Source organism: Streptomyces sp. NPDC093586, from assembly GCF_044764905.1.
Lineage (GTDB): Bacteria > Actinomycetota > Actinomycetes > Streptomycetales > Streptomycetaceae > Streptomyces.
The window spans coordinates 19,090-41,682 of sequence record NZ_JBIWJA010000047.1 but is presented as its reverse complement, the minus strand read 5'-3'; the positions used below and the strand labels follow the sequence as shown (position 1 = coordinate 41,682).

The 22,593-nt window shown below is 68.7% G+C and carries 21 protein-coding genes and 7 pseudogenes; 13 read left to right on the top strand and 15 right to left on the bottom strand.

Annotation, left to right across the window (positions count from 1 at the left end; all coding sequences use genetic code 11):
- Window positions 1-365 precede the first annotated feature (365 nt).
- Window positions 366-461: pseudogene (locus ACIRFH_RS32265) on the bottom strand (IS5/IS1182 family transposase); the annotation flags it as partial.
- A gap of 160 nt (window positions 462-621) precedes the next feature.
- Window positions 622-1,437: a helix-turn-helix transcriptional regulator gene (locus tag ACIRFH_RS32260; protein WP_403528690.1), complete on the bottom strand. Its 816-nt coding sequence runs from the start codon at window positions 1,435-1,437 to the stop codon at window positions 622-624.
- A 78-nt stretch (window positions 1,438-1,515) separates the two neighbouring features.
- Here ACIRFH_RS32260 and ACIRFH_RS32255 point away from each other — a divergent pair, with 78 nt between their 5' ends.
- A complete protein-coding gene (locus ACIRFH_RS32255) occupies window positions 1,516-2,232 on the top strand; it encodes an SDR family oxidoreductase (RefSeq protein ID WP_403528687.1) in 717 nt (238 codons plus the stop codon).
- Window positions 2,233-2,661: 429 nt separating this feature from the next.
- On the opposite strand, the gene ACIRFH_RS32250 is transcribed toward ACIRFH_RS32255, so the two are convergent.
- The 9 genes and pseudogenes from ACIRFH_RS32250 to ACIRFH_RS32210 all read right to left on the bottom strand — a co-directional run bounded on the left by ACIRFH_RS32250 (window position 2,662) and on the right by ACIRFH_RS32210 (window position 9,523).
- Window positions 2,662-3,903, bottom strand: a complete 1,242-nt coding sequence (locus ACIRFH_RS32250; protein ID WP_403528684.1) for a low temperature requirement protein A — start codon at window positions 3,901-3,903, stop codon at window positions 2,662-2,664.
- Window positions 3,900-4,259: a hypothetical protein gene (locus tag ACIRFH_RS32245; protein WP_403528682.1), complete on the bottom strand. Its 360-nt coding sequence runs from the start codon at window positions 4,257-4,259 to the stop codon at window positions 3,900-3,902. The genes ACIRFH_RS32250 and ACIRFH_RS32245 overlap by 4 nt, the downstream gene beginning before the upstream one ends.
- A 144-nt stretch (window positions 4,260-4,403) precedes the next feature.
- Window positions 4,404-4,718 (bottom strand): SDR family NAD(P)-dependent oxidoreductase, encoded by a 315-nt coding sequence (locus ACIRFH_RS32240; protein WP_403528679.1) that lies wholly within the window; start codon window positions 4,716-4,718, stop codon window positions 4,404-4,406.
- A gap of 68 nt (window positions 4,719-4,786) precedes the next feature.
- Entirely contained in the window at window positions 4,787-6,244 is a 1,458-nt protein-coding gene (locus tag ACIRFH_RS32235; protein WP_403528676.1) for an aldehyde dehydrogenase family protein, read from the bottom strand.
- 122 nt (window positions 6,245-6,366) lie between these two features.
- A complete protein-coding gene (locus ACIRFH_RS32230) occupies window positions 6,367-6,813 on the bottom strand; it encodes a hypothetical protein (RefSeq protein WP_403528673.1) in 447 nt (148 codons plus the stop codon).
- Window positions 6,810-7,217: pseudogene (locus ACIRFH_RS32225) on the bottom strand (IS5/IS1182 family transposase); the annotation flags it as partial. The pseudogene ACIRFH_RS32225 and the gene ACIRFH_RS32230, both read right to left, overlap by 4 nt.
- Before the next feature lie 149 nt (window positions 7,218-7,366).
- A pseudogene (gene mihF, locus ACIRFH_RS32220) lies at window positions 7,367-7,675 on the bottom strand (integration host factor, actinobacterial type); the annotation flags it as partial.
- 31 nt (window positions 7,676-7,706) lie between these two features.
- The gene (locus tag ACIRFH_RS32215; protein ID WP_403528670.1) at window positions 7,707-8,720 is read right to left on the bottom strand and encodes a recombinase family protein; all 1,014 of its coding nucleotides are present in this window, start codon (window positions 8,718-8,720) and stop codon (window positions 7,707-7,709) included.
- Between the two features lie 332 nt (window positions 8,721-9,052).
- Window positions 9,053-9,523, bottom strand: a complete 471-nt coding sequence (locus ACIRFH_RS32210) for a nuclear transport factor 2 family protein (protein ID WP_385195332.1) — start codon at window positions 9,521-9,523, stop codon at window positions 9,053-9,055.
- A 161-nt stretch (window positions 9,524-9,684) separates the two neighbouring features.
- Between ACIRFH_RS32210 and ACIRFH_RS32205 the strand changes: the two genes are divergently transcribed.
- Window positions 9,685-10,128 (top strand): Rrf2 family transcriptional regulator, encoded by a 444-nt coding sequence (locus ACIRFH_RS32205; RefSeq protein ID WP_228967424.1) that lies wholly within the window; start codon window positions 9,685-9,687, stop codon window positions 10,126-10,128.
- Between the two features lie 359 nt (window positions 10,129-10,487).
- On the opposite strand, the pseudogene ACIRFH_RS32200 reads toward ACIRFH_RS32205, so the two are convergent.
- Window positions 10,488-10,838, bottom strand: a pseudogene (locus tag ACIRFH_RS32200) (monooxygenase); the annotation flags it as partial.
- A gap of 6 nt (window positions 10,839-10,844) precedes the next feature.
- Window positions 10,845-11,045 (bottom strand): annotated as a pseudogene (locus ACIRFH_RS32195) (IS110 family transposase); the annotation flags it as partial.
- Between ACIRFH_RS32195 and ACIRFH_RS32190 the strand changes: the two are divergent.
- Window positions 11,008-11,217: pseudogene (locus ACIRFH_RS32190) on the top strand (transposase); the annotation flags it as partial. The pseudogenes ACIRFH_RS32195 and ACIRFH_RS32190 overlap by 38 nt on opposite strands.
- 8 nt (window positions 11,218-11,225) lie before the next feature.
- Here ACIRFH_RS32190 and ACIRFH_RS32185 read toward each other — a convergent pair.
- The gene (locus tag ACIRFH_RS32185) at window positions 11,226-12,029 is read right to left on the bottom strand and encodes a thioesterase II family protein (RefSeq protein ID WP_403528667.1); all 804 of its coding nucleotides are present in this window, start codon (window positions 12,027-12,029) and stop codon (window positions 11,226-11,228) included.
- A gap of 18 nt (window positions 12,030-12,047) precedes the next feature.
- Complete coding sequence (locus ACIRFH_RS32180) at window positions 12,048-12,737, bottom strand: FadR/GntR family transcriptional regulator (RefSeq protein ID WP_403528665.1); 690 nt, start codon at window positions 12,735-12,737, stop codon at window positions 12,048-12,050.
- A gap of 288 nt (window positions 12,738-13,025) precedes the next feature.
- Between ACIRFH_RS32180 and ACIRFH_RS32175 the strand changes: the two genes are divergently transcribed.
- From ACIRFH_RS32175 to ACIRFH_RS32130, 10 genes and pseudogenes are all read left to right on the top strand, one after another.
- Window positions 13,026-14,741 (top strand): 2-isopropylmalate synthase, encoded by a 1,716-nt coding sequence (locus ACIRFH_RS32175; protein ID WP_403528730.1) that lies wholly within the window; start codon window positions 13,026-13,028, stop codon window positions 14,739-14,741.
- 172 nt (window positions 14,742-14,913) lie between these two features.
- Window positions 14,914-15,351 (top strand): annotated as a pseudogene (locus tag ACIRFH_RS32170) (integrase core domain-containing protein); the annotation flags it as partial.
- Window positions 15,352-15,494: 143 nt separating this feature from the next.
- Complete coding sequence (locus ACIRFH_RS32165) at window positions 15,495-16,700, top strand: MFS transporter (RefSeq protein WP_403528662.1); 1,206 nt, start codon at window positions 15,495-15,497, stop codon at window positions 16,698-16,700.
- Window positions 16,701-16,845: 145 nt separating this feature from the next.
- On the top strand, window positions 16,846-17,217 hold the full coding sequence (locus ACIRFH_RS32160) for a cupin domain-containing protein (protein WP_403528659.1): 372 nt from the start codon (window positions 16,846-16,848) through the stop codon (window positions 17,215-17,217).
- A gap of 66 nt (window positions 17,218-17,283) precedes the next feature.
- A complete protein-coding gene (locus ACIRFH_RS32155; RefSeq protein WP_403528656.1) occupies window positions 17,284-18,810 on the top strand; it encodes an AMP-binding protein in 1,527 nt (508 codons plus the stop codon).
- Between the two features lie 22 nt (window positions 18,811-18,832).
- Window positions 18,833-19,249, top strand: coding sequence for a hypothetical protein (locus ACIRFH_RS32150; RefSeq protein WP_403528653.1), 417 nt, complete (start codon window positions 18,833-18,835; stop codon window positions 19,247-19,249).
- Entirely contained in the window at window positions 19,246-20,400 is a 1,155-nt protein-coding gene (locus tag ACIRFH_RS32145) for a cytochrome P450 (protein WP_403528650.1), read from the top strand. The genes ACIRFH_RS32150 and ACIRFH_RS32145 overlap by 4 nt, the downstream gene beginning before the upstream one ends.
- 46 nt (window positions 20,401-20,446) lie before the next feature.
- Window positions 20,447-20,695: an acyl carrier protein gene (locus ACIRFH_RS32140; protein ID WP_403528647.1), complete on the top strand. Its 249-nt coding sequence runs from the start codon at window positions 20,447-20,449 to the stop codon at window positions 20,693-20,695.
- Window positions 20,695-21,435, top strand: coding sequence for an SDR family NAD(P)-dependent oxidoreductase (locus ACIRFH_RS32135; protein ID WP_403528644.1), 741 nt, complete (start codon window positions 20,695-20,697; stop codon window positions 21,433-21,435). Before ACIRFH_RS32140 ends, ACIRFH_RS32135 begins: the two co-directional genes overlap by 1 nt.
- 24 nt (window positions 21,436-21,459) lie before the next feature.
- Window positions 21,460-22,299 (top strand): PAS domain-containing protein, encoded by an 840-nt coding sequence (locus ACIRFH_RS32130; protein WP_403528641.1) that lies wholly within the window; start codon window positions 21,460-21,462, stop codon window positions 22,297-22,299.
- Window positions 22,300-22,593 lie beyond the last annotated feature (294 nt).

The following is a 22,593-nucleotide window of genomic DNA, read 5'->3' as shown; positions in this document are numbered from 1 at the left end:
GAAGCCATCTGCTTCGCCGACACCCCCAGCTCCCGGACGAAGATCATGCAGAACACCAGCCGGGCGCCGCAGCCCCACCGCAACGACAGCACGAAGGTCACGCGGGTCATCGTGCCGGTCTCTCTCCCCCCGGCCTGGCAAAGACCCGGCCGGCATGACCGCCTCCGCCGGCTATCGCCCCTTCGTCGCCGTCCTCCGGAGGCCTGCGCAGTCATGATGAACGACTCGTCGAGCAGCTCGCCTCCCACGCCCGCACCAGCGGACAGCGCGAGATCCACGTCCGGCGCGACGAAGACGGACGGATCAACGGCGGCGAGGACGACGGCGAAGACCAAGAACACCACGACGCCGACGCCGCTGCCGAGTCCGCCCTGCGGACGCACCCGCGCCGGCGGCAACAGTGGCCTGGCGATCTCCCACAGGCCATCCGGCACGATCCATCCCCACCGCCCACTCCCCATGACCAGTCCGACGACCAACTGACCATGTAGGACACGGTTTTGGAGCTCGCGCAGATAGGCGGCGTGGAAAGCCTCGGCATCGAGGTGGGTACAAGGCCCCGGTGAATCAGGAGTTGCGACGCTCTGTGATCGCCGGCGAGACCTGTGCGCATCCTTCGTCTCAGGTTGCTTGCCTGGCCAGCCCGCGCAGGGCCCGCACGGCAGGTGATCCGGGGTCGGCCGTCATCAGGACGACCTCCTGGTCGTCCTCGGGCACGAGCAGGACGTCGCAGTTCAACCGCAGCGCGCCGGCCTCCGGATGGTCCAGGGTCTTGGTGCGGTGCCCGGGAGCGTGGACCGGATGTGTTTGCCAAATCTGCCGGAACTCCTCACTGCCGTCGTGCAGTTCGGCCAGCAGGGCGGCCAGCTGCGGGTCGTGCGGGTAGCGGTCGGCGGCCCGGCGCAGCCGCGCCACCGCGATGTGCCCGAATTCCTCGGCGCTGGAGCTCTCGTACGTCCGCCCCTGGCCCAGGAAGTGGCGGCGGGCCAGGTTCGTCGTCCCGTCTCCGAGGTCGGCGCCGAGCAGTGCCTGGGCCAGGGGGTTCCAGGCGACGACGTGGTACGCCGCGTCAGTGACGATGGCACCGGTCTCCGGCAGCCGGTCCAGCATCCGGGCCACGTGCGGGCGCACCCGCCGCACGGCGCTGGTGCCGGGCGGCGCGCTCGAACCCGCCAGGCGGAACAGGTGGCTGCGCTCGGCCGGCGTGAGCCGCAGCGCGCGGGCCAATGCGTCCAGGATCCGGGCCGACGGCCGCGGTCCCCGGGCCTGCTCCAGCCGCGTGTAGTAGTCGACCGACATGTGGGCGAGCTCCGCCACCTCTTCGCGGCGCAGGCCCGGTGTGCGGCGGGCGGTGCCCGTCTCCGTCAGGCCGACCTCGTGCGGACGCAGGGCCGCCCGGCGGTCCCGCAGGTAGCGGGCCAGCTCCTGCCGTGCCATACCGCCTCCTGTCTCCTCCCACTGCCTGGTACAGACTGTCCCTGGCCGGGCGCCTGCGACCAGGGAAGCGTGGTTGCCATGAACAAACGCACAGCTCTGGTCACCGGTGCCAACAAGGGCATCGGCAAGCGTATTGCCCGGCTGCTCGCCGCCGAGGGCCTCACCGTGTACGTGGGCTCCCGCGACCCCGGGCGCGGGCAGCGGGCCGTCGAGGAGATCGGCGCCGGGGCCCGCCTGCTGGTCCTCGACGTGAGTGATCCCGACGGCATCGCACAGGCCGCGGCTCAGGTGGACCGCTTGGACGTGCTGGTCAACAATGCCGGCATCTCGCTGTCACTCGCCCCGCCGGCCGGCACCGGCGTCGAGGAGTTCCGGCGCACGTACGAAACCAATGTGTTCGGGGTAGTGGCGGTGACCAATGCCTTCCTGCCCGCCCTGCGCCGGTCGCCGCGCCCGCGCGTCGTCAACATCTCCAGTGGCACCGCGTCGCTGACCTGGAGCACGAACCCCAACCCCCAGTTCATCCCGGGAAGCGGCGGCGCCGCTGCCTACCGGTCGTCCAAGGCCGCCCTCAACGCCCTCACCGTCTTGTACGCCCAGACGCTGGCCGAGGACGGCTTCAAGGTCAACGCGCTCGCTCCTGGCCTGCGGGCCACTGATCTCACTCCCGGGGCCGCCGCTGCCGGCGGTGACCCGGCCGAGGCCGCCCAAGGTGCCCTCCGCCTGGCCCTGCTGCCGGACGACGGCCCCACCGGTGGCTTCTTCTCCTGGGACGGAACCCCCGTGCCCTGGTGACGAGTCGTGGGAGGCGTCGGGGACGGGTGCCCCAGCGGTGGGTGACCCAGCGGTGGGTGACCCAGCGGTGGGTGACCCATGCCCGGCGAATCAGGCTGCGGAGGACCCGCTGCTTGGGTCCGAGCTGGCCGTAGGCGTACCGGAGAAAGTCGCCCTGGGCCTCGCCGTGCAGGCTGGTGCCCGGTTCGTCGAGCAGGCGTGGGCACCGACTCGGCAGTGCCCACGGCGTGTACGGTCGCGTGGGTCACCGCGTCCGCGCCCCGCCGTGAGGACGTTGCCCAGGGCCAGCGGGTTCGCGGTGCCGAGCGGGTGCATCCCCGTCGTCGGCGTGAACAACGTGTCGCCGTCATCGAGCAGGTGCACCGGGCGCACGGCACGGGCGCCGTCGTACGCCGTGCCGGCCAGGTTCCCGCGGCGGCGAGGGTTCCCTCACAGAACTGGCACCGCGACGCCTTCCTCCCCCATCCCGCGCTCCGGGCTCGCCCCGAGCGCCGTCAGCGTCACCCCGGCTGCCACCGCCAGCGCCGCCACCAGCCCCGCCGCGAGCACCGCCCAGTGACCCAGGAACGTACAGACGACCACCAGCAGCGCCGTGGCCGGCAGCACCGACTGCTGGGCGATCCCCACCTTGTAGAAGCGCGAGTGCAGCGCCCACACCGTGAGCAGGAACAGCGCTGTCGGCAGCGTCACCGCTGCCGACGCCGACAGCGCCGAAAGGTGCGTCTTGCCCACCGCCTGCTCCACCGCCACCTCCAGGCCGGCCCCGATCGCGGCACCCGAGACGAAGATCAGGTAATGGCCGTAGCCCCAGAGGAAGGACTGCCGGTTGGAGCGGAGGTGCCCGTGGATGGGGACCGCGAAGTAGACCCACCAGGCGGCGAAGATGATCAGCAGTCCGCCGGCGGCGATGGGCAGCAACTCACCCAGGGCCTCGTGCTCGTCGATCCCCGACTTCACGGCGACGGTGGCCGCCGCGATGGTCTCGCCGAGCACGATGAGCGTGAGCAGCCCGTACCGTTCGGCGATGTGGTGGGGGTGCCAGGGCGTGGGGTGGGCCCGCTCCGCATACAGCGGTACGGTCATCTCCAGCAACGCCATCACCAGGAAGACCCACGGGCGGCCGGCCTCCGGCAGGGCCAGTAGCCCCAGCCAGCCGATCTGGCACAGCCCGATGGCGTACCGCAGCGCCATCGTCCGCTCGGGGCCCTGGCTCGACCGCGCCACGCGCAGCCACTGCGCCGTCATGGCGAGCCGCATGATCACATAGCCCAGGACGACGACCAGGTACGTGTGTTCCTCGAACACCTGGGAGACGCCTGCCGTCAGGACGAGCACGCCGGCCATCTGGATCAGCGTGACGATCCGGTACAGCACGTCGTCGTTGTCGTAAGCCGAGGCGAACCACGTGAAGTTCATCCACGCCCACCAGATGGCGAAGAAGATCATCAAGTAGTCGAGGATCCCCTCGCCCGTGTGTCCTTCGACCATGGCGTGCACCAACTGGGCGCCTGCCTGGGCTATGGCCACGATGAAGCACAGGTCGTAGAAGAGCTCCAGTGAGGAGACGCCGCGGCGGGTCTCGTCGCGGCCTCGCGCCGTGAGCCTGCGCAGTGGTCTGTGGTGTGCGGGCGCCGCGGAGCACACCGGCGGCGGAGCCGGGCTGCTTGTCATCTGGTGAGCCAAGCTCCGAAATGCCGCTGCAGTCGGGGATTGATCTGCCAGACCATCGCTGCTGCCGCCGCCGGGACGAGTACAGCGAGTCGCACCGGCAGGTACAGATCCTCCAGAACAGGGTTCGTGGCCAGGCCCAGCAGGACGATGGTGGGGTAGATACCGCACACGGTGAGGAGCCACAGCTTCCAACGCCGGACGGCGGCCGGAACGGTGGGGCCGAGCCGGGGTTCGGCGTTCGCGAACGCGTTCCGGCTCTGCTCCCGGAGCGTGTGCCGGATGCCTGTCACTGCCGGTGGGCTTGGCAGTCCAGAATCGTCGGCACCGTAGGCATCAGAAACAGTTCTCTCGTTCATGGACCACTCCACATCGAAAAGCTGCGTATCGTTTTGATTCCATCGGTTCCTGCGCGACCGAGGCGATGCCGGCGCTGCGTGATGGGCTGCCCGAGCGCAACAGCGGCAGCAGTTGCCGGGTGGGCAGCACAGGGCTCAGATGGCTCACCGCCAGCCGCTGCTGGTATCCGTCTGCAGGCATGCCTCGGATGGTGCCGTTCCAGGTGAAGCCACACCCGCGTTGTTGACCAGCACGTCGAGGCGACCGCGCCGTGCCGCCACTTCGGCCGCGGGTCGCTGGGGCTCGGCCGGAGCGGACAGGTCGGCGGTGTATTGCCCGACCCCGAAACGCTGCGCGACCGGCACCGGTCGCTGCGGGGCACGACCGTGCGGAAGCAACTGGTGTACGGCTTCCGCAAGCTCCTCAGCCAGAGCGAGACCAGGACCGTTCGTCGCTCCGGTGATCAGAATCGAGGCCATGGTGCACCCTTCCTGTGCAGGAGGGCTGCCCGGCGCCCAGGTGGGCGCCGGGCCAGGTGATGATCTGATCAGTGAGCGGACTGGGTGTGGTCCTGCTCCACGTACACCTTGAGGGCCTGGAACTCCTCGATCGCTCGCGGGCCGCACAGGTAACCGTAACCGCTTCCCTTGACGCCGCCCTCCTCGAAGTCCTCGCTGATGGCCCCCCAGGTGTTGATCCATACCGTGCCGGTGCGGATGCGCCGGGCGATCCGGCGGGCCTTCATCGAGTCCGAGCTGAACACCGAGGCGGCCAGACCGTAGATGGTGGCGTTCGCCTTGGCCACGGCGTCGTCCTCGTCATCGAAGATCTCGAACGTCTGGACCGGACCGAAGACCTCCTCCTGCACGATCCGGACGTCGGTGCGGTCCACCTCGACCAGGCTCGGCCGGTAGAACGCGCCGGCGGCCAGCGGGCCGTCGGTGACCACACCGCCGCGCAGCAGTACCGTGCCGTACGAGGTGGCTTCCTCGACGATCGCGTCCACCCGCTGAGCGGACGCCCGGTCGATCACCGGGCCGAGCTGGGCCTTCTCGTCGTCGCCCGACCCGAGCCGCACCTGCGCGAGCGCGGCGGTGAGCAGAGTGCGCACCTGGTCGGCGATGTCCCGGTGAACCAGTACGCGGGAGCCGGTGCAGCAGAACTGCCCGTTCATCAGCACCAGCGACTGCACCACGGTGGGGATCACCATGTCCAGATCGGCGTCGGGAAAGATCACCATGGGCGCCTTGCCGCCCAGTTCCAGACCGAGCCGCTTGAGTGTGGTGGAGGCCGCGGCCGCGATACGGCGCCCGACCGGCGTACTGCCGGTGTAGTTGATCACGTCGACCTTGTCCGAGGAGACCAGGAACGGGGCCCCGGTGTTGCCGGACTCGGTGAACACGCTGACCACGCCCGCCGGGATCTCCGGGACCGAGGCCAGGACCTGCGCGAAAAGTTCATTGGTCAGTGCCGTCTGAGCCGGAAGTTTGACCACGACGGTGCAGCCGGCGGCCAGCGCCGGGCCCAGTGCCCGCACGGTCAGCATGATGGGGGAGTTCCAGGGAGAAATGATCCCGGCGACACCGAGCGGCTCGGGCACCGAGTGGGTGTACTGGCCGGGTGCCGTCTCGGCGGCGCGCCCGGCGGTCTGGGTGCGCACAGAGGCCGCCGCGTACCGCAGCCACCCGACTGCACCGCTGACCTCCCACGTGGTTTCGCCCAGCAGCTTGCCGTTCTCCCGGGACAACATGGCCGCAACCTCGGGTACCCGGGCCTCGAGGGCGTCGGCCAGCCGGCTGAGTGCGGTCGCCCGGAGCGAGGAAGTGTGCGCCCATTCGGTGGTCTCGAACGCGGCGGCGGCTGCGTCCACGGCGGCCGAGGCCTCTGCCTCGCCACCGTCGTAGAACGAGCCGACGACGGTGCCGTCGGCCGGGTTGATCGATTCCAGAATCGAGCCGGAGCCGGTCCACTGTCCGTTGATCCAGTGCTGCGCGATGGTGTTCATGGTCCGCTCCTCGTGGTCTCGCCCGGGTACCGGGCGGATTCGATGTCTCCACGAGAATGGCTCGGCCACCGTGCCGACAGCCTCCGTCAGCTGACTGACATCCGGCCGACGACTCGCTCACGTCAGTACCGGGGCAGTGCTGAGACCCGACCGGTGGTTCTCAGCGGACGTTGAGTCCGCTTCTGGTAGCGGCCTCGTCCGGGTTGCGTGAGGAAGCCTTGGCGGGTGAGGTGTCCGAGGCGGCTGCGGGTGATGTCGACGGATGCCTCGTCGGTGGGCATGCCGAGGCGTTCGTGCAGTTCACGGGCTCGGAACTCTTGATCGGGATGCTGGTTGAAGGTGTTCACGATGGCCTGGTAGGCGGTGTTCGTCTCGGGCGGTGCGGGTCGGCCTGAAGCCGGTGCGAGTTCGGCGATGACCTTCCGGGTGGTGTCCAGGTTCGCGAGTCGCGCTTCGGTCTTGGTCAGGGCGGCGGTCAAGTGCTGGACCTGATCACGCAGTTCGTCGGCACGGGCTGCGGTCTTGTCGTGCTGGGCCTGGAGGCCGGCCAGGAGCTCGATGACGTTCACGCGGCCAGTCCGAGGGTGTCGCGCCAGGCTGGACTCGGTGTGGTGAGGCGCCGGGTCATGTTCGCGATCGAGGCCCAGTAGACGCGCGAGGCGGACGTGTCGAACCGGTGATCGTACTCGCGGGCCAGTCTGCGGTGCAGCGTCAACGTGCCGTTGACCTGCTCCACGATCCACCTCTTCGGTTGCGGGACGAAGCCTTCGCCCTGGTCGGCCGGGTTGCGGCGGACGACTGCGACGTAGATGTCCAACAATGCGCCATGGATGAGGACTTCGTCCTTGAAGCCCTGGTCCACCAGAGCCTTCTCCAGACGCATCCCGCACCGCTCGGCGGCCTGGTCGAGCAGGGCGGTGTCGGCCGCGTTGTCGTGGGCGGATGCGGCCAGCACGACGACGCCGATGATCAGCCTGACTGAGGCGGACGACCGGTACGCGGAGATCAACCCGTACGAGCTGCGGGAGCGGTAGAAGGACAGCAGAGGGCCCCGGCCGGGAGCTTGGTGTTCGCGGTGGTCAGGCCGCTGGCGTGAAGAGTTCGAGCAGGCGTTCCTTCTGCCGCGCCCAGGCCCTGGACGCGGCGGCTCTCGGAGATTTCGAGTTCGTCCAGCAGCTGTGCGGCGCGGACCTTGCCGATGCCGGGCATCGACTCCAGCAGGCGGCGGACGTAGACCTTGCCGACCACGGTGTCCTCGCGCTCCAGCACCTCCTTCAGTGAGACCTTGCCGTCCTTGAGCTGGGCGAGGATCTCGCCGCGCTCCTTGCGGACAGCGGCGGCTTTCTTCAGCGCTTCGGCGCAGGCCTCGGCGGTCAGTGCGGGCAGAGCCCTCGGGGACCCCTTCTCGTACGGCGTTGCGGCGGCCGTCATCACCCCGCCGTCGGGCCGGTGACCAGCAGATTTACGGATTTGCCCCTGGTAGGGTGCCGACTTCGCCCTGTGCGGTCCAGGTCCTGAGTACATGTTCGCGGCCGTCGCTGACTTCGATGAGGCGGATGACCACGCTGTCCTGGCTGCCGTACAGCCCGACCCAGCCGCGGTACGTGCGCAGGGCGGGAGCGTCGTCGGTCCATTCGCCGGTGACGGCCGGGCCGCCCTCTTCGAACCGGAGGACCGCGAGGTACCGGGTGGGCTCCGGCTGGTCCGCCGTACGCGGGGCGGGAACGTCCCTGGCCTTCAGGGCGGCGAAGTCGGCGTGCGCGGCCTCGACGGCTTCGGGGTACGCCTCGCGCTTGGCGTGTTCGGCGAGCGCCCGGTAGAGGCTGGCGACGGAGGGGTTCTGTCCCTTGCGCTTGCCGGTGGGGATGATCAGGTCGGGCTGGATCTGCTCGACGGACTCGCCGCCCGCGCGGCGGCGGAGCACGGTGTGGAGCATGTCGGCGGTGATGACCGGGGGTCGGCCGCCGTGCTTGCCCTTGCGGGCCGCGGTGTCGAGCCCCTCCAGCGTCGACTCCGGGATGTTCTCCCGTTCGGTCTCCGCCATCGCCGCGAAGAACGCGAACAGCAGCTTGCCGGGGCCGGGGGGGCCGTAGATGCCGGGCAGGGGCCCGGCGAGCATCTCCAGGACCAGGCCGTGGGCGGTGAGGTGGTCGGCGAGCGCGGTGAGTTCGGCGGCGTCGCGACCGAGCCGCTTCATCTCGTACACGGTAAAGATGACGCGGCAGTGCGGGGCGTGGGCCTTGACCTCCCGCGCCGTACGAGCGCCTCCTCGAACTGGGCCCTCCGCGGACGCGGGTGCTGATCTTCTCGCTGAAGATCTTGTCCCTCGGGATGCCGTGGCCCGCAAGGCGTCGAGCTGGGAGTCGTCGTCCTGCCCGAGGGCGGAGCAAGGGGCGCGGGTGGTGCCGTCTCTTACGCCGGCCTCCGCGCCGGTTCTCGTGATCGTCGCGGACTCATGGCAGGCCGAGCCCTCCACGGTCCGCGCACGCGTGGAACTCGTCCACGGTCAGCGTCGGACGCGCAGGGCTTGGCGGCATGGGGAAGGGCAGTCCGGCCCCGCGTACCTCGATGATCTTTGGGGTGGGGTCTCGTCGCAGCCGTGTGTCTCGTGGAGGCGGGCCCGGAGAACGTCACTCGATGTGGGTCGTCGCCCTACCTGCCGGCCAGGGCTGCTGATACTCGATGAGTCGGCCTGCCGGGTCGTGTCGGCGGCTGGGTGCGAACAACAACTTTGTTCAAGAAGCAGCGCCGGGTATGCGGCCCGAAGAAGGGATTGTCTTGTCGCATACTCGGCGCTGACCGGCAGAGTTACGCCGTCGTGGCTGCTGTCTCGGTGGCTTCGACCGCGGACTTGAAGTCAGGGTGGACCCCGATTTGATCAAGCCACACGCTCATCGAGTTGTAGCAATTGAACCTTTCGATCTTTCCGTCACGGAGGTACCAGAGGTCCGCCGCCGGCACGTCGATCCGGTTCCCGGTCGGTGGGATCTCGCCGACCGGAGTCGGAAACCCTCCGAGATGCGTGCCCTGGATTCGCAACTCGACGGCGACGACATCACCGAACGCATGCACCTCGAGCAGCTCACGGTGTACATCGGGGAACGAGCGGGCGAGGCCCGCGATCACCTGCGGAATCTGCTCTCCGCGGAAACTCTGCGAGGTCGACATGTCGTTGAACGACCCGTCCTCGGTGAACAAGGCCAGGAAACCGTCACCGTCGAGAACGTTCCCTTCCGCGAGCCGGTAAGCCTCGCGAATGATCTTTTCGTTACTTTCCATTCCTGTTCTCCTTTGAGTTCGCAACACGCTCAGGGTCCGCGCTTGTCTTTGATCGACCCTTCCCGACTGTCGTAACGATAATTGTTACGGCAGGTTGTCGCAACCTTTACTGTTGCGACTGCGCTGTCGTAACATGGAGCGTTGCGACCGGAGGAGGGATCATGAGCGCCAACAGCAGGCTGACCATTGCCGCCCATGCGCTGGCCTGGATCGGTCTCTACCAGCGCCAGGGGCACGAGGTCGCCACCTCCGAGCAGATCGCGACCAGCGCGAACACCAACCCCGTGGTGATCAGGCGGCTGCTCGGAGAGCTGCGCAGGGCCGGGCTCGTGGAGTCCCGGCGGGGCGCGGGCGCGGGCTGGTCGCTGGCGCGCGAGCTGGGGTCGATCACCCTGCTCGACGTGTACGAGGCAGTGGAACCCGGCCCGCTGTTCGCGATGCACCGCACCACCCCGGACCAGGGATGCGTGGTGGGTCACGGCATCCAGCCGGCAATGCGGGGCATCTACCAGGACATCGAGGAGACCCTGAGACACGAACTGGCCCGCGTCACGCTCGAGAAGGTGCTCAGGGACGTACTCGCGGCACCTCGCCAGCCTCTCTGATCAGCTGGGCGACCCCGTGCGAACCGTAGGGTTCGGCGTGGGTTCTGCCCACCGGGGCGGAGTGACGTGAGCGTGGAGATGGAATCCCGCGCCGAACGCGTTGGATCCGCCGCCGGAACAGACGGCGGGCGCAGGCCGAGCTCGCCGCGGACCAGGCCGTGCTCGTCCAGCGGCTCTACGACGACGACGAGCGGGAGAAGACCGTCCAGCAGATCCCCGACAGACTCGGCGTGCCCCGTTTCACGGTGCACGGGCACCTCGACAAGCCCAGACCGTCCCCCGCCAGGCCCAGAAGGCTGCGACCGCCCACCCAGCCGGACAGCTGGGCAGCCGGACAGACCATCAGCTGCCGCACTTCCTCAGGCCCCGGGTTCCTCCGGTGACGTCGGCGGCTCGGCCGGCGTCGGCATGGGCGGCCGGAGGAGGACGGCACGGGCCGCGGAGGGGGCGAACAGGCTGGTGACGGGTGCGCAGAGGCCCAGTACGGAGCGGAAGGCGGTCCCCGCCACCGGGTCACCGGGGTAGCGCTCCAGGACGCGCCGCAGGTACCAGCCGGCGACGCGGTCCGTCGGCCCGGAGGCCAGGGCACTGCACACCGCGCCCGGCATCGAGCGGTCCGACCCGGCGGAGATGCCCCATGCCTGCCGGGACGCCGCGAGGAGCGCTTTCTGCACGCGCCGCGTCGTGGGGATCCGGCGCGGATCGGACAGACGCCCCTATGACGCGGGGGCGCGGGAAACCGGTCTGACCAGGTTGAAGACCTCGCGGGCGACATACCGCTTGGGACATCGGATGTTCTCATGCCGGGTCTTGCCCTCCTGGGTGCGGCGTTCACAGTACGCCTGGGTGCGCGGGTCGTGACGCAGCCGGGTGAGGGCGATGCGGTGCAGGGCGGCGTTGGCCTGGCGGTCGCCGCCCGAGAGAGGTCCGCTGGCTTTGCGGTCGCAGGGGCCTGCGTCGCTGCCGAGGCTGAGCGAGAAGCGGTTTGCGCAACTGGAGAAGGAGATGGCCAACGGGCCTGCCGCGCACGGCTGGGAGGACCAGCGGTGGACGCTCGCGCGGATCAAGACGATGATCGGCCGGCGCCTCCACCTGACCTACACCATCCAGGGTGTGCGGAAGCTGCTGGTGCGCAACGATGCGACATCGCATTCGTGTACGGCAGCGCGCAGGATTTCCGCGATGGGCCGAGCATGGTCGCGGACGAAGAAGTGTCCACCTGGGAATCCGTGCAGCCGGAAGCCTCCTCGGGTGTGCCTGGCCCACGCCCGCATCGCCGAGGTGGGGGTGCGCGCGTCGTCGTGCCCGCGCAGGCCGACCACGGGGCACTCGATCACGCTTCCGGGGTCCGGGCGGTAGCGGTGATACGCGAGGAGGTCGGCGCGGATGACGGGCAGGAACATCTGGCTGAGCACCGGATGATCGAGCATCTCGGCCGCTTGCCCGTCGAGTTCCCGGACCACCTGGGCGACGCGCTCGTCGAGCCCTTCCGGCCGGTCATCCAGGAGCGGGGGGCTGGGCCACGAGGGCGCTGGGCAGCCGGAAGCCACCAGGAACAGGTTGCCGGAGGCCGGCAGGCGGCGGATCGTCTCGTAGGCGATGACCGCGCCCAGGCTGTGCCCGAACAGCAGTGTCGGTCTGGAGTCGGCCCATGCGGGGAGGGCATCGGCCACCTGATCGGCGAGCGCATGGACGCTGGTGAAGAACGGCTCCCGGCAGCGCTCCGCCCGCCCGGGGTAGTGCACCGCCGCAGTGTTCACCTCCCCCGAGTGCGAGAGGGCGGCGGAGAGGTCTTGATACGAGGCCGGAGAGCCTCCGGAGTGAGGGAAGAAGAGCACGTTCCGAGCAGTCTCGGAAGGGGAGGTGCGCGGGTACGGCCTGAGCAGCGGCGCTGGTGTCATGTCGGGTTGAATCGCCGCTCAGATGTCCCGGAGCAGGGCGAGGGTCTGGTCCAGTTCGGCCCGCAGCAACCGCCCGGCCGTGTCCGCTTCGCCGCGCCGAATGGCGTCGACGAGCGCGGCGTGTGCCTCCTCGCCGTGGTTGGCCTGGTCCGAGCGGGCGCCGGTCAGTCGCAGCAGGTCGATGAGCCCACGCCGCAGGGCCGGCACGAATTCCGCGAAGAGGCCCGTCAGCAGCCTGTTGTGGGCGGCTGCGACGATGGTGGCGTGCAGGTGGATGTCGGCGTCGACGAAGTCGGCGTCGCTGCCCGCCGCCGCTTCGCTGCGCTGCTTCATGGCCTGGTCGAGGGCGGCGATGTCCTCCTTGTCGCGGCGCTCCGCCGCGAGCTGGGCGGCCTGGATCTCCAGCATGGCGCGGACCTCATAGATCTCGGTGATCTCGGCCGTCCGCAGCTGTGCGGGCCAGCCCTCCTGCGGGGTGGAGGCGATGACGAAGACGCCGGCCCCCTGCCGGGATTGGACCAGCCCGGCCGAGGCCAGGGAGCGAATGGCCTCTCGCACGGTCGAGCGGCCCACACCGAGGCTCTTGGCCAGCGCCACCTCCCCGGGCAGTTTGGCCCCCACCGGCCATTCCCCCGAGGTGATTTCGGCGCCCAGACGTTGGGCCGCCTGATCCACCAGGGAGTTGGGTCGCAACGTGTCGAGCGCCATAGCGGCACATCACCTCTCAGGTTGTCTGCGTAGCTGATAGGTGCGTAGTCTACCCGGCGTGACGCTGCGTGGCCTTCTCCTTCTCGGCTGCCGCTGCGGGGCCTGATCCGACCGGCACCCCGCAGCGGAGTCTGCTGGTGCCCGCCGGTCGAAACCCGCCGACCGAGACGTTGAGGAAATCCCGTGTCCGAGTCCGTCGTATCCGATTTCGCGTTCCCGACGATTCATGCACCCGCTGGACCGCTGCCGACCGACGCTCCGGCGTGGAACCCGCAGCGGCCGGGCCGGATGCCGTCCTTCCGCTACCTCCCCGCGCACGAACGGGTCGAGGTTCCCCTGACCGAGACTGAGCGGAAGTGGCCGACCCGGCAGACGACGACGGCGCCGCTGTGGGTGCCAGTTGATCTGCGAGATGGCAATCAGGCCCTGCCCGAGCCGATGGACACCGCCCGCAAGCGCAAGATGTTCGACCTCCTGTGCGCCATGGGTTACAAGGAGATCGAGGTCGCCTACCCCTCCTCCAGCCAGACCGACTTCGACTTCGTGCGCCACCTCGCCACCAGCGGCGCCGTGCCCGACGACGTGACCGTCTCCGTCTTCACGCCGGCCCGCGCCGAGCTGATCGATCGCACCCTGGACTCCGTGGTCGGGCTGCCCCGAGTCTTGGTGCACATGTACACGCCCTGCGCTCCGACGTGGCGCAACGTGGTGCTGGGCCGCAACCAGGCGCAGCTGAAGGACATGATGCTGGGCGCTGCCGAGTACCTGCTGCGCCAGGCCGAGACGAAGCTGGCCGGCGCCGATGTGCGGTTCGAGTTCTCTCCCGAGGTGTTCAACCTCACCGAGCCGGCCTATGTACTGGACGTCTGCAACTCCATCACTGCCCTGTGGGACGCCTCTCCCGACCGCCCCGTTGTCGTCAACCTGCCCGCGACGGTGGAGATTTCCACCCCCAACGTGTACGCGGATCAGATCGAGTACATGTCCAGGCATCTGGAGCGTCGGGACGCAGTGATCCTCTCGGTGCACCCGCACAACGATCGCGGAACCGGTGTGGCCTGTGCGGAACTGGCCGTGCTGGCCGGTGCCCAGCGCGTGGAGGGCTGCCTGTTCGGCAACGGCGAGCGCACCGGCAACGTCGACCTGGTCACCCTCGCCCTCAACCTGCACACCCAGGGCGTCGACCCGATGGTCGACTTCTCCGACATCGATGCCGTGAAGGACGCGGTCGAGGACTGCATCCGCATGCCCGTGCATGTCCGCCACCCGTACGTGGGCGAGCTGGTGCACACCGCGTTCTCCGGCACTCACCAGGACGCCATCGCCAAGGGCCTCATCCGGCACCGCGAGGATGCCGCAGCGCAGGGCATCGCCGAGGCACAGGCGCCATGGAACGTGCCTTACCTGCCGATCGACCCCGCGGATATCGGCCGCACGTACGAAGAGGTCATCCGCGTCAACTCGCAGTCCGGCAAGGGCGGCATGGCCCACCTCCTGCGGACCGGCTACGGCCTGGACCTGCCGGCCGGAATGCGGCCGGACTTCTACACCGCGGTGCAGCGGGTGACCGACGACACCGGGCAGGAGCAGTCGGAGGAGGATCTGTGGAAGCTGTTCCATGAGGTGTATCTGGCTCCGGCCCACGAAGGCCCGTACCGCTTGGAGGACTGGAGCACCGGACAGGTCCAGTCCGCATACGAGTTCACCGCGACTGTTGTGACCTCGTCCGGGCGCACCCCGGTACGCGGCAGCGGCAATGGCCCTCTCGCTTCCCTGACCGATGCCCTGGCGCAGGCCGGCATCGCGGTCGACATCCTCACCTACAGCGAGCACGCCACCACCACGGGACCGGACGCGCCGGCCGCTGCATACGCGCACTGCCGCACCGCGGGGCAAGACGTCTGGGGTGCCGGCTGGGACACCTCGATCCTGACCGCTTCGGTCCACGCGGTGATGGCTGCCGTCAACCGGGCCCACAGCGCTGCCGACAGTCAGGTGTGTTGATCACGAGCGTCGTTGACGCCTGTCGGGTTTGATCATGGCGAAGACCTCCGGCGCGGTGGAGCTGTCCAGGACCGCCCCGCACGGAGGTCTTCGTCATCCTCGACGGCGGAGGCTGACACGTCCACGGCCGTGCCGCCCGCCCCGACCGCCGCCGCACCACCGTCTTGGACTGCACATCCGTTCCGCAATCGACGACCACGGCCGCCTGGCCTACAGCGAGGTCCACCCGGACGAGAAGGCTGCCACCTGCGCTGCCTTCCCGACCCGGGCCGCAGCCTTCTTCGCCACCTGCGGCATCCTCCGCATCGAACGCGTCCTGGCGGATGAGGCCTGGCCCGGCCGCAAGAGCTTCGCCTGGCGGCAGGCGCTCGTCGGACTCGGCGCGTCCGGCACGCCCACCCGCGCCCACCGGCCGCAGACCAATGGCAAGGCCGAGCGCTTCAACCGGACCCTGCTCGACGAATGGGCCTGTCTGCGGCCCCGCACCAGCAACGTCGAACGCACCGCAGCCCTGGCGGACTTCCTGCACAACCACCATCACTGCTGCCACACCGCACTCCGAGGAAAGCCACCGATCAGCCGTGTGAGCAACGCTGCGGGTCAATACACCCAGGTGCTCGAACACGGCGTGCGGGCAAGGGTGCAGTCCACCCATCGGACAGATGTTGATCTTCCAGCAACATGTCTGACAACCTGAACACCGGAGGGGATGGGCCTGCCCATCACTGTCATCGAACGAGGGGATGCGAGCGCGTGAAGCGCGGCCAACTGGGCTTTCTGACCAGCACGCACCTGGTGGACGACATGTATCAGGGCGCGGTGCCCGCGCTACTGCCGTTCCTCATGTCGCAGCGGGGCTACTCCTACACCGAGGTATCCGGCCTCGCCTTTGCGGCGAGTGGGCTGTCCAGCGTGGCGCAGCCGGTGTTCGGGATCATGGCCGACCGCAGCGCCCGCACCTGGCTCGTGCCCACCGGGTTCTGCGTCGCCGCGGTCGGGGTGTCGGCGGTGGGGCTCGTGCATTCGTACGTGCTGACGTGGATCCTGTTCGCGTTGGCCGGGATCGGGATCGCCGCCTACCACCCGCCCGCCACCAGCCAAGCCCGCGCCGCGGGCGGCTCCTCACAGACGGCTATGAGCATCTTCGCCGTCGGCGGCACCGCCGGAAGCGCCATCGCGCCGTCCCTGGTCACGCTGGTGGTCGGCGGTGCGGGCCTGTCCGGAACTTCGCTGCTCGTCATTCCCGCGATCGTCTGGGCGATCCTGTGGGCCGCCCATGGCCCCTGGATGCGTTGGCGTGGGCACGAGCCTGTCCAGCCGCTGACCGTGGCCAAGAAGGGGCGGCTCGCCGCGGTCGACGACTGGCGGTCGTTCGCACGGCTCGGCTTGGTGATCGTGGGGTGGTCCATCCCGTTCCAGGCCATCAATTCCATGGTCGCGCTGCATGCACAGCGCGACCTGGACCAGGCGAAGGCCGTCGGCGCCACCGTGCTGACCGTGTACGTCGCCGCGCAGGCCGTCGGCATGCTCGGCGGTGGCTGGCTCGGGGACCGCTACGGCCGCATGACCGTCATCCGCTGGGGATACCTGCTCTCGCTGCCCGCACTGGCCGGGATCGCCTGGGCGCCGTCGCTGCCAGTTCTGCTGGTCTGCGCCGGCTGCTTCGGCGCGGCGATGTTCCTGCCCTTCGCGGCGCAGGTGACCCTCGCTCAGGACTACCTGCCGAATCGGCCGGGCACAGCCAGCGGACTCGCGCTCGGCGTGGCCATCGCCGCCGGCGGGCTGTGCTCGCCGCTGCTGGGCTGGCTTGCCGACGCCAGCGGCCTGCGTACCGCACTGTGGACGCTCCCCGCCGTGTTCGCCGTGCCGCTGATCCTGTCGTTCACGCTGCGTGAGCCCAGTCTGCGGGAACAGCCCCCCAAGGAGCAGCCCGCCGTCGCCGAGGGCGCCGCCGGATAGCTGCCCAACGGCAGTGAATGCAGGCTCGGTTGCCCGCGATCCGGACAGCCTTGACTCGCCGGACAAGTGTCGGTGTAACTTTCATTCAGCTCCTCTATCAACATTCTGTTGAAGGGGTTACGTGTGCCATCGAGGGAGAAATTCAATGAAGATCAACTGGGATGACCATGAGGTTCTGCCGGCGCAGGGCATCGCCCTATCCCGCCGTTTTGCCTACGGCCAGGAAATGTCCTGCCTGCGAGTGGAGGCCAGCGAGGAAGGGGATTTGAACCTGCCGCCGCACTGGCACACCAATGAGCAATGGGTGGTCGTCACCGAGGGCTCCATCCGCTTCGTGTGCGAGGGCAAGGAATACGAGCTGAACGCGGGCGACGTCGCCTACATACCTTCCGGCCAGAAGCACACCGCCACCTATGTAGGCCCCAAGGGCGCGGTACTCCTCGAACTCTCCGCCCCGCCGCGAATGGATCTCGCACCCGGATCTCTCGTGCCCTCGTCGATGAAATTCGACGACTGAGCACGCCTCATCAGGTGTAGCCACAAAACTGACTCAGCAGTAAATTCGGGGAGGAGGTGTCCAGCCATGGGCGCCAGCAGCATCGGCCTGGAATGCCGACCGCGGACCATCCACAGCACCTTTTACGACGTGGCCGACCGTCATCCGGAAAGGGTCGCGGTACGCGACGGCGACCGCAGTGTCAGCTACGCGGCCGTCGCGGCGGACTCGCGCCGCATCGCGAGGCAGCTGATCGCCCGCGGAATCGGGCCCGGTCACATCGTGCCCGTGGCGTCCCGGCGCAGCGCTCGGCTCCCCGCCGTGCTGCTGGGGATTCTGGCGACCGGCGCGGCCTACGGGATGCTCGACGTCCGCTGGCCGCGCCGTCGCCTGGAGCACTTCCTGAGTCGCATGGAGGCGCCGCTCGCCATCGCAGATCCGGGAGCGCACGATGGGCTGGCCAACGCCGGCCTACCCATACTGACGGTGGACGAACTGCACCACGCCCCGGCGGGGAGCGGCCCGCTGCCTCAGGTACCGGCGGACAGTTGCGCCACGGTGTTCTGGACCTCCGGCAGCACGGGTGCTCCCAAGGCTGTGCTGTCGCCGCATCAGGCCACCACCCGCCTGTTCCACGCCTCGCCGTTCCTGGACTACGGCCCGGCGCCGGCGATGATCCACGCGGCGGCCGTCGCCTGGGACGCCTTCTCACTGGAAATGTGGGGCATGCTGCTGCTCGGGGGCACGTTGCTCGTACATCCGGCCGACGTGCTGCTGCCGGGAGACCTGCGCCTGTACATCAGGGACTTCGGGGCCACCCACCTCTTCCTCACCCCTGCCCTCGCGGATGTGCTGATCGCCGGCGACATCGACTGCCTGGCCGGCCTCGACTGCCTGATGATCGGCGGTGACAAGCCCACCCCGACCAGCTGCCAGAAGGTGCTTGGCGCTTATCCGGAGATGACGTTGCTCAACGGCTATGGGCCGGTGGAGTCCTGTGTCTTCGCCACCACGCACCGGATCACCATGGCCGACGCCCTCTCCGCGCGTCCCATCCCGGCCGGCGAGCCGGTGCCGGGCACCGGGGTGCACATCGTGGCGGACGGCCGAACGCTGCCTCGCGGCGAGATCGGCGAAGTCGCTCTCAGCGGCAGTGGCCTGGCTCTCGGCTACCTGAACGAGCCGGAGCTGACAGACGCCGTCTTCGCCACTATCGCCATCGACGGTGAGCCGCGGCGCGTCTACCTCACCGGCGACCACGGGCACATCGACGAGGACGGCAGGCTGCACTTCGCCGGGCGCAGGGACGCCCAGGTCAAGGTGTCCGGCCACCGGATCGAGCCCGCGGAAATCGAATCCGCCGCGCGCGTTCTCGGCGCACCCCGCGCCGTGGTCCTGCCGCTGCCCGACGCGGCAGGCAACCCACGCCTGATCCTCTTTGCGGAGCAGGCCGAGGCCGGCTTCACGGAGGAACGGCTGCGCGCGGAACTCAAGGAGACCCTCCCCGCCTACATGGTGCCGGCCAGGACGCATGTGGTGCCGCGGATTCCGCTGCTCGACAACACCAAGATCGACAAAAAGGCGCTGGCCGCGCAGTACGGCTACACCGCCTGACCGACGGGAAGGACTCCTCACCGTGAGCGCCACCACGCATGCCGAGACAAAGGTTTCCCTGGCACTGGACGCCATCCAGTCCAAGCGCCGTATCGAGCGCGTCAACGAGGCGGCCACCGCACTCCTTGAGCGCTATTCCACGCACACCGGAACCGAAGACCGCGTCAACGCCTTCTTCGAGCTGGTACGTCGCAACTTCACCCCCGAAATTGCAGTGGAATTCCGCGGCCTCGTGCTCTGTACGGACGCGGTCAGCGCGGAGCGCGGCGACCACGTATTCCGCGCCACTCTCAAGGGGGCCGATGGCGCCGCCGGCACCGTAACTGCCTATTACGCTCCGCCGGGCACCCTCGGCCTCACTGCGGATGAATGGCAGGCCGCCATGCGGCTGCTTACCGGAATCCTCGGGCTCGCTCTCGGGGGGAGCGCCACCATATGACCGCAACCACGACCGCAAACCCACTGGATCTGCTGGACAACCCTTTCTGGTACCGGGATCTGCCTCCCGAGCGCGACGTTCACTCGCTGCACGACGGTGTATATGCCATTACCGGAAATGCGGCCGTGCGCGCCGCCCTCTCCCACCCGGACATTCTCGCGGAACATCCGCTCAAGGCATCCGCCCGCGCCTTCGGTCCCAATGTGCTGGACGCTGACGGCTCCGAGCACCGCTCCTTCCGCGCGCTGCTCGCGCCCGCACTGTCCAGGGGCCGGATCGCGGAATACCAGCAACAGCTGATGCCCGATCTGGTCGACGCCCTGGTCGACGAGTTGTTGGGGGTGGAGAGCAGCGCCTTCTACGACACGTACGCGCACCGTGTCCCGTACGGCATCGTCTGCACGATACTTGGCATCGACCGCGAGCTGGAGTCCCGCTTCCACAGTCTGACCAGGCCCCTGGCACGACTGCTCGACTTCCCCACGGTGGAGTCGGAGCAGACCCACCTCAACACCGCCGAACTGCTGGCACTCATCGAGGAGCAGCGCGCAGAACGGTCCGGCGACGGCGACTCGCTCCTGGAGAAGATCGAGCGGACACGAGAGCGCAAGGGCATCACCTTGTCCGACAGCGAGGTGCGCTCGACCGCTTTGCTGTTCTTCATCGCCGGGACCGAGACGTCCAGCGCCTTCATCACCTCGCTGGTCTACTGCATGGGTCGGCAGATGTTCGGCATGGAGGAACTCGCGGACGAAACCGTCCGCGACGCCTTCATCGACGAGACCCTGCGGATGTTTCCCCCCGTGCAGACCGCCGTGCGGTTCGCCGTGGAAGACGTGGACATCGCCGGGGTGACCATCCCCCGGCACTCCGCCGTCCTGACGTCCATCGCCGGGGCCAACCGAGACCCGCGGATCTTCGCCCATCCGGACCGGTTCGACGTCACCCGCTCGCACAAGGATTCCATGCCGTTCGCGGCCGGCGCGCACTCCTGCCCCGGCATGCGGCTGGCCAAGGCGGAGTTCGGCGTACTGATCGACTCGATTGCCGGTCGCTGCTCGCAGGTCGCGGTCACCCAGGACTCGCGGGCCCTGGAAAGCCAGGCCTTCGCTCACCCTGTCGACTTCACCGTCCGGTTCACCACCAAGTAGCACCTCAAGCCGCCCGGTACACACGGGCCGACGACAAGGAACTCCCATGACCACCAAGATTGATCAGCTGCATGCCTGGATCACGGCCCAGCACGCCGAACTGCCGGCCTTCGACCACGACACCGACCTGATCGAGTCGGGTCTCGTCACGAGCCTGCAGTTCGTGCAGATGGTGATGGAAATCGAGCGCATCCACGGCGACAAGCTGGAACCGGGCGTCATCACCATCGACAAGATGCGCAGCCTGCGCGCCATCGACAAGGCCGTCTTCCAGACGCAGAGCGAGACCGTCTGATGGAGCAGGATCCGGCCCGCATCGCGGTCGTCTCCGGCACCTCCTCGGGCATCGGCGAGGCCGTGGCCGAGGTCATGCTGGAGCGCGGATACACGGTCGTCGGCCTCTCTCGGCGCGGCAACGCACGGCTCGCACAGGACGAGGCATACATCGACCGCACCGCTGACCTGCGCGACGCCACCGCGGTCCACGAGGCCATTGCCTCCGTACCCCAGGCGAGGGAGCACGGCGTCAAAGCAGTCGTACTCAACGCCGGCTACTCCCCGGCCCCGGTGGACCTGCCGAAGCTGCCCTGGGAGACGGTGGCGGACACGTACGCCGTCAACGTGGCCACCGCGCTCCACCTGACGCAGGCCACCTGCGGGCTGCTCAAGCAGGCCGGCGGTGGATCGCTGACGTTCGTCGGCGCGAGCCTCGCCAACGGCTACCAGGCGGACCGCTTCGCCTACGCCGCGAGCAAGGCCGCCATGACCACGCTGATGCGGGCTTGCTCCACCGAGTTCAAGGACGACGGGATCGTCAGCAACGAAGTGCGCCCCGGCCCCGTGGCAACCGCCATGACAATGGCGGGCCTCGACAGCGCGGTGAACGAACAGGTCCTCCGGGCGATCAACGAGGGCTTCGGGACCGACTGGCTCAAGTCCTCGCGCACGGTCGCGGAATGGATCGCCACCATCGCCGAGTTCCCGTCGAACGGCCCGACAGGCCAGGTTTTCAACTACAGCCGCAAGGTTCTCTGAACGCCCACCAGGAGAGACATCGAAATGACCGCAACCATTGCATACCCGTCCGTCGAACAGTTCCTTGACTTGTTCAACTGGGCATCCCCCGGCCTGATCGTCACCACCGCCGACGGAGAGGTCGTCATCGCCAACAAGGCAGCCACCGAGCTGCTGGGCGAGAAGGCCACCAAGGGCACGGACCTCCCGGCCGCACTCGGCATCAACGACTACGCCGCCTACCGGCAGGCCGGCAAGCCGGTGGAGAACATTGCCGCGGCCTTCGCCAACCCGAACTTCCCCTCCGGCTACGCCAACGTCGGCTTCGCGGCGGTCAGCGGCACCGATTACGCTTTCTGGGCACTCCGCCCGGTCACCTCGCACCCGACGCCGGCCCCACAGGACGGCCAGGGTGCCACCACCGCGCAGTCGTGGATCAACCAGGTTGATGCCCCCAGCAGCGCTTACGTACCCGTCGGCGAGAAGTCTGTGGACCTGCTCAAGGCCTACTACGACACCTGCCCTGTCGCGATTCACCTCATCGCCGAGGACGGCACGGTCGAGCACGCGAACTGGAAGGACATCGCACTCGTCGGCGCGACGGACAACCCGACCTCCTACGTCGGCCACCACATCCGGCACATCTACGCCGACCAGCCGGTTGTCGAGGACTTCCTCGGGCGTTGGGGCGAGGACGCCCCCATCATCGACTTCCGTGCGGACTTCATGGACCGCTCCAGGGATGACGAGCGCGTCCCGGTGGTGATCTTCTCCACGGCGAAGGTGGAGGACAACACTCTGAAGAACACTCGCTGCTTCGTCTTCAGCGACTCTCACCCGACGCGCGAGCGGGACAAGGTCAAGGCTCTGGACCTCGACTTCTGATACGTCAGCCGGACTTCTGTATCTCTGCTGTCATCGGCGTGGCGGTGAGAAGTGCAGCGGGGCTGGGCAAGCGCGGGGCGGTCTTGAGCCGACCGTCCCGTTAACGGGTGCCCGCGCCGCATGCAGTGACAGCGTCAGGGCCGCCGTCCTGCCCGCCTGCGCTCCGGTGAGGACTCGTCTCACGGCTCTGGGCAGAGGCCCCGCCAAGGATGCCCCCGGCGGGGCCTCGGTCTGTCACCGGACCTGTCACACGTCTGTCACCAACTACGCCGACGCCACCGGGCCGCAAAGCCC